The organism is Streptomyces aureocirculatus (genome assembly GCF_000720475.1).
Lineage (GTDB): Bacteria > Actinomycetota > Actinomycetes > Streptomycetales > Streptomycetaceae > Streptomyces > Streptomyces aureocirculatus.
Map to the genome: position 1 here is coordinate 1 of NZ_JOAP01000028.1, position 17,325 is coordinate 17,325.

The window sequence follows — 17,325 nt, forward strand, 5'->3', positions numbered from 1 at the left end:
CTCGTCGACGACGGCGAGGTGCTGGAGGTCCACGAGCGCTGGGCGCGCAACATCATCTGTGCTCTGGCCCGCCTGGACGGGCAGGTCGTGGGCATCGTCGCCAACCAGCCCCAGGCCCTGGCCGGGGTCCTGGACATCGAGGCCTCCGAGAAGGCGGCCCGCTTCGTCCAGATGTGCGACGCCTTCAACATCCCGATCCTCACCCTCCTGGACGTCCCCGGCTTCCTGCCCGGTGTCGACCAGGAGCACGGCGGCATCATCCGCCACGGCGCGAAGGCCTGGTCGACGACGTCATCGACCCCGCCGCCACCCGCGAGGTCCTCATCAAGTCCCTGGCCATGCTGCGCAACAAGCACGCCGACCTGCCCTCGCGCAAGCACGGCAACCCCCCGCAGTAGCGGCGGACCCCCGGACCTCTTTTGTCCCACCTGCAGTACCCACAAGGAGAACGCTGCACATGACTACTCCCGACATCCGCGTCGAGAAGGGCCACGCCGAGCCCGAGGAGGTCGCGGCCCTCACCGCCATCCTCCTCGCCCGCGCCGCCGCACAGCCCGAGGCCGCGCCCGCCCGCCGAGGCCGCGACAAGGCCGGCTGGCGCCGCCTGGAGCGCACCCCGGGTTTCCGGGCGCCGCACAGTTGGCAGGGCTGAGCCCGCCCGCTCCCTGAACGCACTGTGGGCCCCCGTACTTGCTCGAGTACGGGGGCCCACAGTGCGTTCGGCTTCGACAGTTGCTCGGGGCCGGGGCTGTGCCCACCCGGCGAGGTCGGGAGTCACGGGCGGGTGGGTGGGAGACCCCGCCGCGGCAGCGGCGGGAAACCACGACGGGCCCGCGGCCGAGGAGCTACCGGAGGCGAGCCATCAGCGCATGCTCGACCAGAGTGATCAGCGCGCTCTTCGCGTCCGCACGGTGGCGGGCGTCGGTGGTGATGATGGGGGTGTCCGGCCCGATCTGGAGGGCTTCCCGCACTTCGTCAGGGGTGTACGGCTGGTGGCCGTCGAAGCCGTTGAGGGCGATGACGAAGGGGAGGCCGGAGTTCTCGAAGTAGTCGACGGCGGGGAAGCAGTCGGCGAGCCGCCTCGTGTCGACCAGGACGACCGCGCCGATGGCGCCACGGACCAGGTCGTCCCACATGAACCAGAAGCGGTCCTGCCCCGGGGTGCCGAACAGGTACAGGATCAGGTCCTGGTCCAGGGTGATGCGACCGAAGTCCATGGCCACCGTCGTGGTGGTCTTGTCTCCGGTGTGGGTGAGGTCGTCGATGCCCGCGGACGCGGACGTCATGACGGCCTCGGTGCGCAGCGGGTTGATCTCAGAGACCGCCCCGACGAACGTGGTCTTGCCCACGCCGAAGCCGCCCGCCACCACGATTTTCGCGCTGGTGGTGGAGCGGTCTTTTGCTCCGCCGCTAGAGCTTGCGAAGTCCACTGAGCACCCTTTCGAGCAGTGTCACGTCTGGCTGGCCGCCGGCGGTCTCGTCGCCGCCGGGCTGATGGATGGCGACAAGTCCGGCCTCCGCCAGGTCGGCGACGAGGATCCGGGCAACGCCGAGGGGGATGGAGAGCAGGGCCGAGATCTCCGCCACGGACTTGATCTCGCGGCACAGGTTGCAGATGCGCTGGTGCTCCGGCAACTGGCCCTGCATCTGATGCGGTTGTGCGGTGGTGTGCACCAGCGCCTCGATGGCGAGCTGGTAGCGGGGCCTGGTGCGTCCGCCCGTCATGGCGTACGGCCGCACCAGCGGGTTGGACGCCACCGGTGCGGGCGCGGGCGCCTGCTCCGGGGAGCGGCGGTGCGACTGGACCGGCTGGATCCGGGGTGCGTAGGGCTGGTCGTACGGCTGGTTGTACGGCTGGCCGTACGGACCGGAGCCGGGCGCACCGGGGCCGGGCGCCTGCTGGCCTGGCTGCCGGTACTGGGGCTGCCGGCGATGGCTGGGCGCGGAGGGGAAGTTGTACCGGTTCTGCGAACCGTCACCCTGGCCCTGGCCGTGGCCGGCAGGCCAGTTGGCCGAAGACGAACCGTCTGGGGGTGTTGCAGCCACGTACTCCTCCTCCGAAACTGTGCTCGGCGCCATCACTGTGGAGCCGCGTCCCGAAACCTTACGGCCCCGGGATGCGAATACGCACCGTCTGTCTGTCAGTTGAGCAGGCTCCCCTGAAGCTCCGCGCGCAGGTCCGGAGTGAGGACGGTGCCCGCTCGGTCGACGAGAAGTGCCATCTCGTACCCAATGAGACCGATGTCCGCCTCTGGGTGGGCGAGTACGGCGAGGGACGATCCGTCGGAGATGGACATGATGAAGAGAAATCCTCGCTCCATCTCCACAACGGTCTGGGTCACCGAGCCGCCCTCGAAGATCCGGGAGGCCCCGGCCGTGAGGGAGGTCAGGCCCGACGCGACGGCCGCGAGCTGATCGGCCCGGTCACGCGGGAAGCCTTCGGACATCGCCAGAAGGAGTCCGTCGGCGGAGACCACCACGGTGTGGGACACCCCGGGGGTGTTGTCCACGAAGTTGGTGATCAACCAGTTCAGGTTCTGCGCCGCCTGGCTCATCGGGCTCACACTAACGCTCCTGGTTGTAGGTGCTATCAGGGCTGAAGCCCTGGCCATTCGTGTCACTGCCCGCGCTGCGGCCCCGCTGGACGCCGCGGCGCAGGTTGCTCAGCCTGCCCCGTACTTCCTCGGGGTCGCGGGAGACCTGGGGGCCGCCCTGCGGGTTCTGTTCCGCGGTGCCCTCGACCAGGTTGGCCTTGGGCACCCGCCGCGGCAGACCGGACGGGGTGACCCCGCCCGCCTTGGGCTCCCGCAACTGCTCGGCGCGCTGCCAGCGGTCGTCGTTGGCCGTACGCCAGCCGGTGCCCTGCCGCTCGCCCTGCGAGGCGTCGCCCGCCGGTCCTTCGCCGTCGCGGCTCTCGCCGTTCGGGCTCTCCTGGCGCTGTGCGGGTGCGCTTCCGTTGCCGTCCGCCGCGGGGCCGCCGCGGCGCGGAAGACCCGCGTCGGTCAGCTCGTGCGAGACGGCGGACGGAGCCGCGGAGGAGGGGGCAGGTCCCGGACGGTCGAAGCCTACGCGGTCGTACTCACCCGCGTCAGGCGCCGGAGCGGATTCCGCTTCGGGAGCGTACTCACCCTGGTAGCCGTCCTGGTAACTGTCGCGCAACGGCCAGTCGTCCTGGTGGGACCGCTCCGGGTAGGCGGCGAAGGACTCCTGGGCACCGCCCGCCCCGGCCTCGCGGCCGTCGTGCCCCGGCTCCGCATACGCGCCGTCCTGATAGCCGTCCTGGGTCGTGTAGTACGAATCGTCGTACGCCTGCGCACCCTGGTCGTAGGTCGGTTGCGGGTCGTAGCCCGCCTGACCCTGGTCGTACCCGGCCACCAACTGGCCGTCGTACCCGGTTTGCGCCTGGTCGTATCCCATGACCGGCGAGCCCTGGGTACCGTCGAAGGCGTTCTGCGTCTCCGGGTAACCCGTGGGCTGCTCGTAGGTCTCCTGCGCGCCGCCCCGGACCTCGTCACGGAACAGCGGGCGGTCGCCCTCGGCGGGCGGACCGGTCTGGGCCTGTGCCTCAAGGGCGGCCCGGCGCTCCTCGCGCATCAGCGAACGGCCCACCGGGTCGAGCTGGTCGCCCGTCTCGGCGCCGTCGGCGCCCTGGCCCGCGTACTGGCTGTCGTCGAAGCCCAGCTCCGCGGCGGTGCGCAGCGGCTCGACCTCGCGGACCTGCTGCTCCGGGATGATCGAGGAGACCGTGAACTCGTCGTGCGGCGCCTGGTCGCCACCGCCACCGTGGGTGATGTTGTCCGGCAGCATCACGAGGGACGTGGTGCCCGCCTGCTCGCCGGAGGGGCGCAACTGGACGCGGATGCCGTGCCGGTCCGAGAGACGGCCGACCACGAACAGGCCCATGCGCTGGGAGATCGCGGCGTCCACGGTCGGCGGGTTGGCGAGCCGGTGGTTGATGTCCGCGAAGTCCTCGGCGGTCAGGCCGATGCCCTTGTCATGGATCTCGATCATCACGCGGCCGTCGGGGAGACGGGTCGCGGTGACCCTGACCTTGGTCTGCGGCGAGGAGAACGTGGTGGCGTTCTCCAGGAGCTCGGCGAGCAGGTGCACGAGGTCGGTCACGGCGAGGCCGTGGATCTCGGCCTCGGGGACGCCCGACAGCTCGATGCGCTCGTACTGCTCCACCTCGGATGACGCGGCGCGCAACACGTCGACCAGCGGGACCGGCTGGTCCCAGCGGCGGCCCGGCTCCTCGCCGGAGAGAACGAGGAGGTTCTCGCCGTTGCGGCGCATCCGGGTCGCGAGGTGGTCGAGACGGAAGAGGGACGCGAGCTGGTCCGGGTCGGCCTCGTTGTTCTCCAGGTCGGTGATGAGGGTGAGCTGGCCCTCGATCAGCGACTGGTTGCGGCGCGAGAGGTTGGTGAAGATCGCGTTGATGTTGCCGCGGAGCAGGGCCTGCTCGGCGGCGAGCCGGACGGCCTCCCGGTGCACCTGGTCGAAGGCGCGGGCGACCTCGCCGATCTCGTCGGTGGACGTGATCGGGATGGGCTGCACCCGGGTGTCGACCCGGCCGGGGTCGGTGCGCGAGAGCTGGTCGACGAGCATCGGCAGGCGCTGCTCGGCGATGCCGAAGGCGGCGGTGCGCAGGCTGCGCATCGAGCGGCTCATCTGCCGGGCCATGAGACCGGCCAGGATGAAGGCGGCGAGCAGGGCGACCACGACGATCGCACCGGTGATGAAGGCGTCGGTCCTGGCGTCGTCGGCGATGCCGGACGCCTCGTTCACGGCCTTGTCGGCGAGGTCCGACTCGATGGTGCGGTACGCGTCGAACTTGAGGGTGGTGACGCCCCACAGGGCGGGCGCCGTGATGCCCTTGCCCGCGAGCTCGACCCGGGCGCTCGGCTGGGTCGAGGACAGGCCGGCGATCAGGGCGAGGGTCTTCTCGCCGCTCGGCAGCGGGACGTACTTCTCCCCCTTGGCGCGGGCGGCGGCCTCGGCCTCGTCGGACTGCTGTTTGCCCTTGGCCGCGAGGCCCTTGCGCGCGTCCTGGAGCTTCTTGACGTCCTCGGGGGTGCCGCCGCCGGTGTACTCCTCGATGGCGATGTTCTCCAGGTACGCGTACGAGGAGAAGGCGATCCGCTGCTTGGACAGTTCGGCCGCGGTCGGACCCGGCTCCACCAGGAGGTGCGTGCCGATGGAGCGCTGCAGCGACAGGGCGGCCTTGGCGAGGGAGACGGCGTAGACGGTGCGGCCGTAGGAGGTGATGTTGCCGGTGCCGAGGCCGAGCTCGTTGGCGAACTCCATCAGCGGGTGCTGGATGGCGACGTACGACTCCTCGGTCTGTACGCCGGGCAGCTTGCTGGTGTAAGCGGCCTCACGCAGGCCCGCCAGCTTCGGCTCGACCTTGTGGAAGGCGGCGAGCCGGCGCTCCAGGCCCTCCTTGTTCGGCATGTCCTTGACGGCGTCGTCGAAGGCGGCGGCCGCGGCGTCGGTGGCCTTGCGGGTCCGGACCACTGCAGAATCGTTCTTTTTACCCCTGAGCAGCGGAGCGGCGGAGACGTCCCGCTCCTCGATGAGGCGGTTGCCGTAGTCGAGCGACGCGCGCACCAGACGGGCCGTGGCCTCGGCATCGCGGGCCTCGTCCCAGGTGTCGATGGCGCCCTTCACCTGGAAGCCGCCCATGACGAGGCCGACGAGCACGGGTATGAGGAGGATCGCGTTCAGCCGGGTCGGCACCCGCCAGTTTCTCGGCGAGAGCCGACCGCCGGAGGCGGCCTGCGGCTCGCTGCCCGGTACGTCCGCGGACGGTGCCGCTGTGCGCGGCGGCGGGGTGAAGTTGCCCCGCGTGTCCCGGTCCGGGGACGCGGGGCTCGTCTTGCTTCGCCTCACTCGACCAACAACCTCTCGGCGGCGGCTCCTGCGCTGGTGCCGCTGTCGTCTCCAAAGGCCCGTGCTACTGGGCAGTTCAGCGCATTCCAGCACGTCAGGCTGTGCTCTTCCAAACAGTAGGAAAGAAGAGTTCCGAGTGGTGTAAGCCTCAGATAAATCGGTCATAAAGAGCGAGCCCCGCCAAAAGGCGGGGCTCTTGTGCGCACAGCGACACCGACCGACCGCGATGTGTCGCGGGGCCAGTGCAATTCTCTGTCGAAACGTTATGAACACGGCAGCCGTCCGTGTCAAAGGACACAGATCGTTCCGTGCGCTCTACGACAACTTCCGTATGGTCCCGCCTACTTGAGTCGTGCCATAAGTGCGTGCTCGACCAGCGTGATCAAGCCACTCTTTGCGTCCGCACGGTGTCGCGCGTCGGTGGTGATGATGGGAGTGTCCGGGCCGAGCTGCAGTGCCTCGCGCACTTCGTCGGGGGTGTACGGCTGGTGCCCGTCGAAGCCGTTGAGCGCGATGACGAAGGGAAGCCCGGAGTTCTCGAAGTAGTCCACCGCGGGGAAGCAGTCCGCGAGCCGCCGGGTGTCCACGAGCACGACCGCGCCGATGGCGCCGCGCACCAGGTCGTCCCACATGAACCAGAAGCGGTCCTGTCCCGGCGTGCCGAACAGGTAGAGGATCAGATCCTGGTCGAGCGTGATACGGCCGAAATCCATCGCCACGGTCGTGGTGGTCTTGTCGCCCGTGTGCGTGAGGTCGTCGATGCCCGCGGACGCGGACGTCATCACGGCCTCGGTGCGCAGCGGATTGATCTCGGAGACCGCCCCCACGAACGTGGTCTTGCCCACGCCGAAGCCGCCCGCCACCACGATCTTGGCGGATGTGGTGGACCGGCCACCGGCGTCGGAGCCCACGGAGCCGCCTCCGTCAGAGCTTGCGAAGTCCACTGAGCACCCTTTCGAGCAGTGTCACGTCGGGCTGGCCGCCGGCGTTCTCGTCGCCGCCCGGCTGGTGGATGGCGACGAGCCCGGCCTCGGCCAGGTCGGCGACGAGGATGCGGGCCACGCCGAGCGGCATCGAAAGCAGCGCGGAGACCTCGGCCACCGACTTGACCTCACGGCACAGGTGGCAGATCCGCTGGTGCTCGGGGAGCAGCCCCATCAACTGGGCCGGGTCGGCCGTGGTGCTGACGAGGGCCTCTATCGCGAGCTGGTAGCGGGGCCTGGTCCGGCCGCCGGTCATCGCGTAGGGACGCACCAGCGGCTGGTCGCCCTCGACCCCGTACCCGGCATGGGAAGCACCGTACGGGTCGTGAGAGGCGGTGGGCGGGTTCATGGATCCTCCGGGCGGGACAGCAGTTGTCTGCGATCCGTCTGACAGAGCCGGGGTGGGGGCATGACTGGCGGCCGGACGGTGGTCGGTTCGTACGGTCGGTTGGCTCGGACGGTGGGGCGGCCGAGTGGGACGAGCCCGGGTGGCCGGGTCAGTGCAACAGGCTGCCCTGCAGTTCAGCGCGCAGGTCCGGGGTCAGTACGGTGCCCGCGCGGTCGACGAGAAGGGCCATCTCGTAGCCGACGAGGCCGATGTCGCACTCCGGGTGCGCGAGCACCGCGAGCGACGAACCGTCCGAGATGGACATGAGGAACAAGAAGCCCCGCTCCATCTCCACCACGGTCTGGGTGACCGCGCCGCCCTCGAAGATCCGGGAGGCCCCGGCCGTGAGGGAGGTCAGGCCGGAGGCGACGGCCGCGAGCTGGTCGGCGCGGTCGCGCGGAAAGCCCTCGGACATCGCGAGAAGCAGGCCGTCGGCGGAGACCACGACCGTGTGGGACACCCCGGGGGTGTTGTCCACGAAGTTGGTGATCAACCAGTTCAGGTTCTGTGCCGCCTGGCTCATCGGACTCAACTAACGCTCCTGCTGGTGAGTGGGGAAACTGCCGGTCTGGCCGGTGCCGGCCTGACGACCTTGCTGAATGCCCCTACGGAGATTGGTCAGCCGGCCGCGCACGTCGTCGGGTGCGCGCGAGACCTGCGGACCCGTGCTGTCCTGGGCCTGCTGCGCGGTGCCCGCCACGAGGTTCGCCCGTGGCACGCGGCGCGGCAGGCCGGAGGTCGTGACGCCGCCCGCGGAGGGCTGCCGGACGCGCTCGGCCTGGCGGCCGAGCTCGTCGTTCGGCGTCGCACGCCAAGAGGTGGTGCCGGTGGTGCTGTTCGCGTGGGCACCGCCCGCGGCCGGGGCGCCCGCACCCGGGCGCTGGGGCAGCGGGGGAGTGCCTGCCTGGTGGCCCTGCGCGGGCGCGGGGCGCTGCGGCTGGTCGCGGCGCGGCAGCGGCTGCTGCGGTGCCTCGGTCCTGCCCGGCTCGGGACGGTGGCCCGGCTCGGTGCCGTTGCCGCGCTGCGGGGCCCCCGGACGCTGCGGGCGCTGGGGCCGCTGCGGCAGGTCGGTGGGCAGCCCCTGCTCGGCCTGCCGGTTCTGCGGGGGCTGCTGGTGCTGGGGCTGCTGGTGGTACTGCTGCGGGGTCCCCTGGTGGGGTGCCTGCTGGGTGTGCGGCTGCTGCTGGTCGTGCTGGGGCTGCTGGGCCTGCGGGTTCTGCTGGGCCTGGCGGTCCTGCTCGGCCTGCGCCTGCTGGGAGAACCAGTTGGTCTCCAGCGTGTCGTACAGCGGCGTACGACCGTCCAGCGGACCGGACGCCGGCGGCAGCGAGTCGAGATCGGCCTGCTGCGGCTGCTGGTCGTACGGGAGCGGGGAACCCGGCTGCTCGTTGTGGGGCTGCTGGCTCTGCGGCTGCTGACCCTGCGGCTGCTGGTTCTGGGGCTGCTGGGGAGCGCCCTGGTTGCGGTCGTCGCGCGGGCTCTGACCCGGGCCCTGACCCTGGCCCGGGCCCTGGCCGCAGCGTGGAGCAGGCGGACGCGGCACGGTGAACTCGCCGGTGCCGTGCGGGGCCTGGCCGCTCCGCGGGGTGCCCCGGTCGGGCCCGCCGAACACGTCGGAGCGGACGAACTCGCCGGTGGTGCCCATGTTCGGGGCCTGCGACGCGCCGCTCCTCTCCGCGTTGCGGCCGGACGAGCCCGGGGGCGGTCCGTCGAAGTCGGGGCGGTCGAACTGCGCCGTGGAACCGGGGCCCTGGCTGTCGTCGGCCAGTCCCGCGGGGGACGGGAACTGACCGGTGGACTCGGGCTCCTCGTGGCCTCGGGGCGTGTCGAACGGCTCCCGCGAGACCTGCGGCTGCGCGTTCTCGTCACTCCAGCTCGGCGTACGCAACTGCGGGGAGCCGCCGGGCAGCTCCGCACGCGGTCCGCCACGCGGCGGCAACTGCGGCCTGCGTCCCTGGTCACCGCCGGAACCGGCGCCCGCACCCGCTTCGTTCGTGCGCTGCTGCGGCACCGGCGGCTGCGGCATGCCCGCGGTGGGGCGGCTGCCCTGCGAGAACCCGGGCTGCCGGGTACCGGGACGCTGCGGCCCCGAACCCGTGGGACCGGCGAGGCCGGCGGGCCCGTTGGCCCCCGCGCCACCACCGGCACCGGACGCACCGGTACCCGTGAAACCACCGGAACCCGGCGCCCCGGTCCCCGCGAGACCACCGGGCGCCACCGGGGACCCGGCGGACGGAGCACCGGCCGACGGAGAACCTGACGCCGGACCCTGGGCACCGCCGCGCGCGGGCAGTGCGGCCCGCGGGCCCTGCCCGGTCACCTGGCCGCGCTGGGCCCCGGCGCCGGGGCCGACCTGGCCGCCACGGGCGCGCTGGGCGCCGCCGAGGCCTGCCGCCACACCGCCGCCACGTCGCGCGGCCGCGGCACCTGCCGCCGCCTGCGCGGCTGCGGGACCGCCGGTCGGGGCGGGCGCGCCCGGCTTGCTCGGGACCTTCTTGCCGCCCTGGGCGACATCGACGGGCAGCATGACAAGGGCGGTCGTGCCGCCGGAGTCGGAGGGGCGGAGCTGGATGCGGATGCCGTGGCGCTGCGAGAGGCGGCCGACCACGAACAGACCCATGCGCCGGGAGACCGAGACGTCCACGGTGGGCGGCGACGCGAGCCGCTCGTTGATCGCGGCGAGGTCCTCGGGGGAGAGGCCGATGCCGGTGTCGTGGATCTCGATGAGCACACGGCCGTCGGGCAGCGCGTGACCGGTGACCTTCACCTTGGTCTGCGGCGAGGAGAACGAGGTCGCGTTCTCGAGCAGCTCGGCGAGGAGGTGCACGAGGTCGTTCACGACGCGTCCCGCGACCTCGGTCGATGGCACCCCGGAGAGCTCGATGCGCTCGTACTGCTCCACCTCGGACGCCGCGGCACGCAGCACGTCGACGAGCGGCACGGGGCGGGTCCAGCGGCGGCCAGGTTCCTCACCGGCGAGAACGAGGAGGTTCTCACCGTTACGGCGCATGCGGGTCGCGAGGTGGTCGAGCTTGAACAGCGAGGAGAGCTGGTCGGGGTCGGCCTCGCGGGACTCCAGCTCGGAGATGAGCGAGAGCTGGCGCTGGATGAGGCCCTGGGAGCGGCGCGAGAGGTTGGTGAACATCGCGTTGACGTTGCCCCGCAGCAGGGCCTGCTCGGCGGCGAGGCGGACGGCCTCGCGGTGCACGTCGTCGAAGGCCGCGGCCACCTGGCCGATCTCGTCCCGGGAGTGCACACCGACGGACTCCACGGACGTGTCGACGTCCTGCGGGTCGGACTCGGAGAGCTGCTTGACCAGCTCGGGCAGACGGTCCTGGGCGACCTTGGTCGCGGTGTCCTGGAGCCGGCGCAGCGAGCGGATCATGGAGCGGGCCACCACGAAGGCGCCGACGAGCGAGACGCCGAGCACCACCAGGATGAGCGCACCGTTGAGGATCGCCTGCTGCTCGGACTCGTTCCTGAGCGAACGGGCCTTCTGCTCCATCTCGTCGAGCAGCGTCAGCTCGATCTTCGACATCTCCGAGATCTTGGTGGAGTCGGCGTCCACCCAGTCCTTGTAGGAGCGCTTGCCGCGGAGCTTGATGCCGCCTTCCTGCTCCAGGACGCGCTTGGCGTAGGAGTTGGCGGCCTCGATGGAGGCGTTGCCCTCGCTGATGGGCTTCAGGAGCTTCTCGGGGTCGCCGGAGTAGATCCGGTTGAAGGACTGGAGCTCCGAGCCCTCCTTGTCCAGGGCGGAGAAGGCGTACCGGCGGTCGGTCTCGGTGAGCTTGCCGAACTCGCGGTTGTTCGCGGGCAGCGCGGCCGCGATGACGGCGCGCTGCACGGAGGCGTACTCCTTGGCGGACGAGAACGCGGCAAGCGCACGGGTGCGCTGGATCATGTCCGGGTTGCTGGTCGCCTGCGCCATGTCCTCGGAGAGTGCGAGGAGCTGCTCGATGAGCTGGCTGTAGGCGTCGACGGTCTGCGAGACGGACTTGGGGTCCTCGTACGCGTTCCGGCGGACGTCGTTGATCTTCTGGAGCTGCTGGGTGATCTGGATGGTGCTCTGCCGGACACCGAGCAGGCCCTTGTCGCTGTCGCTGTCGTCCAACTGCTGCGTGCCGCGCAGGAAGTTCTTGTAGGCCCGGTCCGTCTTGTCCCGGGAGCCCTTGACGACGAAGTCCGTGTCCTTCGCGCCGTGCGCGAGCGGACCCGCCGACTGGTCGCGCTCCTCCTGGAGCGCCGCGGCCAGCTCGGTGGCCTGCTTGGTCATGTCGGTCAGCAGCTTCATGTTGTCGAGCTGCTCGATCTCGTCCATCGACGAGTTGATGCGCAGCGCGCCGAGCGAGGTCGCCGCGATGACGGGCAGCGCGAGAAGCGAGACCAGACGGGTGGAGATGCGCCAGTTGCGCAGGGCTATTCGGGGGCCGGGACCCGGGGGTGTCTTGGCCCCCTGCGGCAAGGCTCCGCCCGCGGCCGGGCCCGAGCCCGCGCGGCCGGCACCCGTGCCGCCGTCACCGGACTGCACCGGCCCGGGGCTCTGGGCGTCCTTGGCCGAGGAGCCGCGGTCACCTCCGCCGCGCTCCGGCTCAGCCGCAGCATCCCCGCGACCGCGGTCGGCCTGGGGAGACCCCTTGCCATCCCTCTTGAAACGTCCCTGCACTAGCGTCGCAACCTCTGGACCAGGCGTCCTGCCGCGTTGACGGCGGGACGGTGTCGGCGTCTCGGGGCGCCAGGCACCCCTTGGTGGTCGTGAGACCGGCGCTGCTCCCCCTCCCCGCCGCCAATCGGCGCTGCGTTGCGCCCCTGCGCGCCGGTTCGATCCCGCGGCGGTCCCGGGAATTCCAGCACAGTGCCGGATCTCCAACAAGGCCCGTGAGTCAGGCCATGAACTCCGTGACCGCATGTGATGGACGGGTTACGAGACGTAGAAAGTGAACTCCCCATAACGGACTTTTCCGTACGAGATTGCCCGACGGGGTGGGTGTCCCAGTGTTCATGATCAGGAGCGGAATGGGGTCTTCAGGGAGGCATTGTCCGTTTTCATTGGGTGGACCACTAGCCGGAATTGACCCTTTTGCCCAGTCCTTCGTGAGCAAACTCACATGAAGATCATGGCCTCTTCTGGACTTTCGTCGGGAATTGAATGTTTAGCCTGACGCTTTACAGGGATGGCGAAACCGACAACCGGCGTCCAGCCAGCGGCGCCCCAACCGACAGGGTCCGAACCGCAGATGAAGTCCACGCTGATGTTCCGCAACATAGCCAACCCGCGCCGCACCACCCTCGCGCACCTCGACGACGCGCAGGGCACACAGCCCGCGCCGGAGCAGCCCGAGCAGCCCGAGCACCCCGTAGTACTCCCGGCCCAGACGGCCAACCCGCGCCGCACGGTTCTGATGGAAGCACCGTGAGCCAGGACACCGGCGTCCGCCGAGCCTGATCAGCCCGTCCGGCGTTCGAGGACGAGCCGCGAAGCGGCGACAAGGGGGGACAGGGGCGCGGCCCCATAGACTGGGGCGGCAATCTCCACCCACGTAATAAGGGGCCCCGTGCGCATCGCCAGGTTCTCCATCGACGGCAACGTCGCCTTCGGCGCGGTCGAGGGCGAAGCTCCCCCCGGAAGCACCGAGGGACTCGTCCTCGACATCATCAAGGGCATCCCGTTCGCGGACTTCGAGCTCTCCGGCACGAAGGTCCCGCTGAGCAAGGTCCGGCTGCTCCCGCCCGTGCTCCCCAGCAAGGTCGTGGCCATCGGCCGCAACTACGCGGAGCACGTGGCGGAGCTCGGCAACGAGGTCCCCGACCCCGCCGAACCCCCGGTCGCCTTCTTCAAGCCGTCCACGTCGGTGACAGGCCCCGGCGCCGCCATCGAGTACCCCTCCTTCTCGCAGGAGCTGCACCACGAGGCCGAGCTGGCCGTGGTCATCGGCCGGATGTGCCGCGAGGTGCCCCGCGAGCGGGTCGCCGACGTCATCCTCGGCTACACCTGCGCCAACGACGTCACCGCACGTGACGTACAGAAGCGCGAGAAGCAGTGGTCCCGCGCCAAGGGCTTCGACACCGCGTGCCCGCTCGGCCCCTGGGTGGAGACCGGCATCGACCTGGCCCGCGCCGGCGACCTCACCATCCAGTGCACGGTCAACGGTGAACAGCGCCAGCTCGGCCGCACCACGGACATGATCCGTCCCATCGAGGACCTCATCGTCCACCTCAGCGAGGCGATGACGCTGCTCCCCGGCGACGTCGTCCTCACGGGCACCCCGGCAGGGGTGGGCCCGCTCAGCGTCGGCGACGAGGTCGCCGTCACCATCGAAGGCATCGGCACTCTCACCAACAAGGTGATCAAGCGTGGCTAACGCGACTCCCGACGGCACCGTCCGGGTACGGTTCTGTCCCTCCCCGACCGGCAACCCCCACGTGGGCCTGGTCCGCACCGCCCTGTTCAACTGGGCCTACGCCCGGCACAACGGCGGCACCCTGGTCTTCCGCATCGAGGACACCGACGCGGCCCGTGACTCCGAGGAGTCCTACGAGCAGCTCCTGGACTCCATGCGCTGGCTGGGATTCGACTGGGACGAGGGCCCCGAGGTCGGCGGCCCGCACGCGCCGTACCGCCAGTCGCAGCGCATGGACATCTACCAGGACGTGGCGGCCAAGCTCCTCGACGGCGGCTACGCCTACCCGTGCTACTGCACCACGGAGGAGCTGGACGCCCGCCGCGAGGCCGCCCGCGCCGCAGGCAAGCCCTCCGGCTACGACGGCCACTGCCGCGACCTCACCGCCTGGCAGATCGAGGCGTACGAGGCCGAGGGCCGCAGCCACATCGTCCGCTTCCGGATGCCCGACGAGGCCACCACCTTCACCGACCTGGTCCGCGGCGAGATCACCGTCCAGGCCGAGAACGTCACCGACTACGGCATCGTGCGCGCCAACGGCGCCCCGCTGTACACGCTGGTCAACCCGGTCGACGACGCCCTGATGGAGATCACCCACGTCCTGCGCGGCGAGGACCTGCTCTCCTCGACCCCGCGCCAGATCGCGCTCTACAAGGCGCTGATCGAGCTGGGCGTCGCCCAGCGGATCCCCGAGTTCGGCCACCTGCCGTACGTGATGGGCGAGGGGAACAAGAAGCTCTCCAAGCGCGACCCGCAGTCGTCCCTGAACATCTACCGCGAGCGCGGCTTCCTCCCCGAGGGCCTGCTGAACTACCTCTCCCTCCTGGGCTGGTCGTTCTCCGCGGACCAGGACATCTTCTCGATGTCCGACATGGTGGCGAAGTTCGACGTGGCGGACGTGAACCCGAACCCGGCCCGCTTCGACCTGAAGAAGGCCGAGGCGATCAACGCCGACCACATCCGCCTGCTGGACGTGAAGACCTTCGCCGAGGCCTGCGAGCCCTGGCTGAAGGCCCCGCACGCCAACTGGGCCCCCGAGGACTTCGACGAGGCCGCCTGGCAGGCCATCGCGCCGCACGCGCAGACCCGCCTGAAGGTCCTCTCCGAGATCACCGACAACGTGGACTTCCTGTTCCTCCCGGAGCCGGTCTTCGACGAGCCCTCCTGGACGAAGGCCATGAAGGAGGGCTCCGACGCCCTCCTGCGCACGGCCCGCGCCAAGCTGGAGGCGGCCGACTGGACCTCCCCCGAGTCCCTCAAGGAGGCCGTCCTGGCCGCCGGTGAGGCCCACGGCCTCAAGCTCGGCAAGGCCCAGGCCCCCGTCCGCGTCGCCGTCACAGGGCGCACGGTCGGCCTGCCCCTCTTCGAGTCCCTGGAGATCCTGGGCAAGGACGCGACCCTGACCCGCATCGACGCGGCCCTGGCGAAGCTCACCGCTCAGTAGTCACCGTTCGGTAGTCGCCCGCGCGCGGTGCGCAAGCCGCCCGCGCCCAGCACACGCGAAGGGCCCGGAAGCCGTCACGGCTCCCGGGCCCTTCGCGCTGTCCGTCCGCCGTCCGCGAGACGCTCAGGCCTCGTCGACGAGGTAGTGGCTCTCGTCGAAGATCTCCAGGACGACGACCACCATGATCGCACCGGCCACCATGTATTCCAGTACGACTCCGGGGGCCACGTAGGCCTTGCGCAGGTGCTCGTCGGGACCGAGCTGGGCGGTCGCCGACTTGTGGAACGGGTCACGGGCCAGCACACGCAGTGCCTTGTCCAACTGGGCCTGACGCTCGGCGGGCAGGCCGTCGTACGTCGCGCGGGCCTCGACGGTGAACTGGACGCGGTACTCGCTCATGGGGGTTCGGTCTCTCGCTCGTCGGTTCCCTCACGCTACGCCACCGGTGCCGCGCCGGGCGCGTGCTTCCGGGAGCACGCGGGGCATGCCGCCCCTGGCGTGCACCGCATCGGTGGCCTCGCCGAGCTGCCCGCGCTGTTGCTGGCCGATACCCGTTTTGGAGCGCCGTCCACCTTCGGGTAATGTTCTTCCTGCGCCGCCCGAGAGGGCCGAAAGGTCCGGCAGGGAAGCGTAAGCCGAACAGGATCTCCCCAGGGGATTGCGTTCCGGTGGCCTATGGTGTAATTGGCAGCACGACGGTTTCTGGTTCCGTTAGTCTAGGTTCGAGTCCTGGTAGGCCAGCTCGCAGAGCTTTTCTGCAACCGCGGATCGTGATCCGCAAAGCCCCCGTTGTGTAGCGGCCTAGCACGCTGCCCTCTCAAGGCAGTAGCGCCGGTTCGAATCCGGTCGGGGGTACAGATCCTTCCCGTGAGGACAGTTCGGGTCGCACCCACTGACTTCAACGCAGGATCGCTAGGGCCCCCGTTGTGTAGCGGCCTAGCACGCCGCCCTCTCAAGGCGGTAGCGCCGGTTCGAATCCGGTCGGGGGTACTGTGGTCTGGTCTAGACCATCCATGGGCTATGGTGTAATTGGCAACACGAAGGTTTCTGGTTCCTTTGTTCTAGGTTCGAGTCCTGGTAGCCCAGCGCAGTACGGCAGTACCAGCTAGCCCCCGTTGTGTAGCGGCCTAGCACGCCGCCCTCTCAAGGCGGTAGCGCCGGTTCGAATCCGGTCGGGGGTACAGCGAAGAGGAAGCCCTCCCCGGTCGGGGAGGGCTTCCTCGTGTGTGCGCAGTGTGCGCATGCGAGGCGCCGGGTGCGGACGTGCGACACGTCGGCTGCGGACGTACGACACCCCCCAACTCCCGCCCGCCGCTGCGGCGTTGGAGCCGCGGGCCGGAGATGAGGGGTGGGGCGCCTCAGCTCGTGCGGCGCAGCGCCTCGGAGAGGCGTCCCGCCGCGTCGATGACGGCCTGGGCGTGCATCCGGCCCGGATGCCGGGTCAGGCGCTCGATCGGCCCCGACACCGACACGGCGGCCACCACCCGGTTCGAGGGGCCCCGCACCGGCGCCGACACCGACGCCACCCCCGGCTCCCGCTCACCGATGGACTGGGCCCAGCCCCGGCGACGTACACCCGAGAGCGCCGTGGCCGTGAAGCGCGCGCCCTGCAAGCCGCGGTGCAGCCGCTCCGGCTCCTCCCAGGCCATCAGGATCTGCGCCGACGAACCCGCCTTCATCGTGAGGGTCGAACCCACCGGGACCGTGTCCCGAAGACCCGAGAGCCGCTCCGCCGCGGCGACACAGATGCGCATGTCGCCCTGGCGGCGGTACAACTGCGCGCTCTCGCCCGTCACGTCCCGCAGATGCGTGAGCACAGGGCCCGCCGTCGCCAGGAGGCGGTCCTCGCCCGCCGCCGCGGCCAGCTCCGCGAGGCGCGGGCCGAGGATGAAACGGCCCTGTATGTCCCGCGCCACCATCCGGTGGTGTTCCAGAGCCACGGCGAGACGATGGGCCGTGGGTCGAGCGAGCCCGGTGGCCGCGACCAACCCGGCAAGGGTGGCGGGACCGGACTCCAGGGCGCCCAGGACAAGGGCTGCCTTGTCGAGGACGCCAACGCCGCTAGAGTTGTCCATGCAACGATATTCGCGTCTCACTCTGTGAAACGCAAGTTCACATTTCCCGGGAACCCGCCACTCTGGAGAAGCGGACCGCGGACCAACGGTCCCGCTGCCTACGCGCGTACGGGGACGGGCGTCGGCGTACCGATTCTCTAGTTGGGCC

General features: G+C 70.5%; 14 protein-coding genes, 5 tRNA genes and 2 pseudogenes. 11 read left to right on the forward strand and 10 right to left on the reverse strand.

Annotated elements, in window-relative coordinates; genetic code table 11:
• Positions 1–398 (forward strand): annotated as a pseudogene (locus tag IG78_RS46255) (carboxyl transferase domain-containing protein); the annotation flags it as partial.
• Positions 399–457: 59 nt separating this feature from the next.
• Entirely contained in the window at positions 458–652 is a 195-nt protein-coding gene (locus IG78_RS0124650) for an acyl-CoA carboxylase subunit epsilon (RefSeq protein WP_030566836.1), read from the forward strand.
• Positions 653–845: 193 nt separating this feature from the next.
• On the opposite strand, the gene IG78_RS0124655 is transcribed toward IG78_RS0124650, so the two are convergent.
• From IG78_RS0124655 to IG78_RS0124690, 8 genes are all read right to left on the reverse strand, one after another.
• Positions 846–1,430: a GTP-binding protein gene (locus IG78_RS0124655; protein ID WP_030566837.1), complete on the reverse strand. Its 585-nt coding sequence runs from the start codon at positions 1,428–1,430 to the stop codon at positions 846–848.
• Positions 1,411–2,079 carry a DUF742 domain-containing protein gene (locus IG78_RS0124660; protein ID WP_051852944.1) on the reverse strand — a complete coding sequence of 223 codons (669 nt, stop codon included), beginning with the start codon at positions 2,077–2,079 and terminating at the stop codon, positions 1,411–1,413. The genes IG78_RS0124655 and IG78_RS0124660 overlap by 20 nt, the downstream gene beginning before the upstream one ends.
• Positions 2,080–2,141: 62 nt before the next feature.
• Positions 2,142–2,555, reverse strand: a complete 414-nt coding sequence (locus IG78_RS0124665; RefSeq protein ID WP_030361925.1) for a roadblock/LC7 domain-containing protein — start codon at positions 2,553–2,555, stop codon at positions 2,142–2,144.
• 10 nt (positions 2,556–2,565) lie between these two features.
• Positions 2,566–5,889: a nitrate- and nitrite sensing domain-containing protein gene (locus tag IG78_RS0124670; protein ID WP_030566842.1), complete on the reverse strand. Its 3,324-nt coding sequence runs from the start codon at positions 5,887–5,889 to the stop codon at positions 2,566–2,568.
• Positions 5,890–6,230: 341 nt separating this feature from the next.
• The gene (locus IG78_RS0124675) at positions 6,231–6,833 is read right to left on the reverse strand and encodes a GTP-binding protein (RefSeq protein WP_030566844.1); all 603 of its coding nucleotides are present in this window, start codon (positions 6,831–6,833) and stop codon (positions 6,231–6,233) included.
• Positions 6,814–7,221: a DUF742 domain-containing protein gene (locus IG78_RS0124680; RefSeq protein WP_030566846.1), complete on the reverse strand. Its 408-nt coding sequence runs from the start codon at positions 7,219–7,221 to the stop codon at positions 6,814–6,816. The genes IG78_RS0124675 and IG78_RS0124680 overlap by 20 nt, the downstream gene beginning before the upstream one ends.
• Before the next feature lie 148 nt (positions 7,222–7,369).
• Entirely contained in the window at positions 7,370–7,783 is a 414-nt protein-coding gene (locus IG78_RS0124685) for a roadblock/LC7 domain-containing protein (protein WP_016641908.1), read from the reverse strand.
• Between the two features lie 9 nt (positions 7,784–7,792).
• Entirely contained in the window at positions 7,793–11,923 is a 4,131-nt protein-coding gene (locus tag IG78_RS0124690) for a sensor histidine kinase (RefSeq protein WP_030566849.1), read from the reverse strand.
• A gap of 571 nt (positions 11,924–12,494) precedes the next feature.
• On the opposite strand from IG78_RS0124690, the gene IG78_RS0124695 reads away from it, so the two are divergent.
• From IG78_RS0124695 to gltX, 3 genes are all read left to right on the forward strand, one after another.
• Complete coding sequence (locus IG78_RS0124695; protein ID WP_030566851.1) at positions 12,495–12,674, forward strand: hypothetical protein; 180 nt, start codon at positions 12,495–12,497, stop codon at positions 12,672–12,674.
• A 138-nt stretch (positions 12,675–12,812) separates the two neighbouring features.
• Entirely contained in the window at positions 12,813–13,619 is an 807-nt protein-coding gene (locus tag IG78_RS0124700) for a fumarylacetoacetate hydrolase family protein (RefSeq protein WP_030566853.1), read from the forward strand.
• Positions 13,612–15,102, forward strand: coding sequence for a glutamate--tRNA ligase (gene gltX, locus IG78_RS0124705; RefSeq protein ID WP_030566855.1), 1,491 nt, complete (start codon positions 13,612–13,614; stop codon positions 15,100–15,102). Before IG78_RS0124700 ends, gltX begins: the two co-directional genes overlap by 8 nt.
• Before the next feature lie 123 nt (positions 15,103–15,225).
• Here gltX and IG78_RS0124710 read toward each other — a convergent pair whose 3' ends face one another.
• The gene (locus IG78_RS0124710) at positions 15,226–15,501 is read right to left on the reverse strand and encodes a type II toxin-antitoxin system RelE family toxin (RefSeq protein WP_030566857.1); all 276 of its coding nucleotides are present in this window, start codon (positions 15,499–15,501) and stop codon (positions 15,226–15,228) included.
• A gap of 93 nt (positions 15,502–15,594) precedes the next feature.
• On the opposite strand from IG78_RS0124710, the pseudogene IG78_RS51600 reads away from it, so the two are divergent.
• From IG78_RS51600 to IG78_RS0124735, 6 genes and pseudogenes are all read left to right on the forward strand, one after another.
• A pseudogene (locus IG78_RS51600) lies at positions 15,595–15,684 on the forward strand (HAD family hydrolase); the annotation flags it as partial.
• A gap of 87 nt (positions 15,685–15,771) precedes the next feature.
• A tRNA-Gln gene (locus IG78_RS0124715) sits at positions 15,772–15,843 on the forward strand.
• Between the two features lie 41 nt (positions 15,844–15,884).
• Positions 15,885–15,957, forward strand: a tRNA-Glu gene (locus IG78_RS0124720).
• A gap of 62 nt (positions 15,958–16,019) precedes the next feature.
• Positions 16,020–16,092, forward strand: a tRNA-Glu gene (locus IG78_RS0124725).
• A 24-nt stretch (positions 16,093–16,116) separates the two neighbouring features.
• Positions 16,117–16,188: transfer RNA gene (locus IG78_RS0124730), tRNA-Gln, on the forward strand.
• A 22-nt stretch (positions 16,189–16,210) separates the two neighbouring features.
• Positions 16,211–16,283 (forward strand) — tRNA-Glu (locus IG78_RS0124735).
• Positions 16,284–16,460: 177 nt separating this feature from the next.
• Here the strand turns inward: IG78_RS0124735 and ndgR are convergent.
• Complete coding sequence (ndgR, locus tag IG78_RS0124740; RefSeq protein ID WP_030566859.1) at positions 16,461–17,177, reverse strand: IclR family transcriptional regulator NdgR; 717 nt, start codon at positions 17,175–17,177, stop codon at positions 16,461–16,463.
• Positions 17,178–17,325: the final 148 nt, after the last annotated feature.

Excerpts from the sequence above, each read along its gene's own strand:
- IG78_RS0124650 (WP_030566836.1), top strand. The coding sequence starts at position 458 with ATGACTACTCCCGACATCCGCGTCGAGAAGGGCCACGCCGAGCCCGAG.
- IG78_RS0124660 (WP_051852944.1), bottom strand. The coding sequence starts at position 2,079 with ATGGCGCCGAGCACAGTTTCGGAGGAGGAGTACGTGGCTGCAACACCC.
- IG78_RS0124665 (WP_030361925.1), bottom strand. The coding sequence starts at position 2,555 with ATGAGCCAGGCGGCGCAGAACCTGAACTGGTTGATCACCAACTTCGTG.
- IG78_RS0124680 (WP_030566846.1), bottom strand. The coding sequence starts at position 7,221 with ATGAACCCGCCCACCGCCTCTCACGACCCGTACGGTGCTTCCCATGCC.
- IG78_RS0124685 (WP_016641908.1), bottom strand. The coding sequence starts at position 7,783 with ATGAGCCAGGCGGCACAGAACCTGAACTGGTTGATCACCAACTTCGTG.
- IG78_RS0124695 (WP_030566851.1), top strand. The coding sequence starts at position 12,495 with ATGAAGTCCACGCTGATGTTCCGCAACATAGCCAACCCGCGCCGCACC.
- IG78_RS0124710 (WP_030566857.1), bottom strand. The coding sequence starts at position 15,501 with ATGAGCGAGTACCGCGTCCAGTTCACCGTCGAGGCCCGCGCGACGTAC.
- ndgR (WP_030566859.1), bottom strand. The coding sequence starts at position 17,177 with ATGGACAACTCTAGCGGCGTTGGCGTCCTCGACAAGGCAGCCCTTGTC.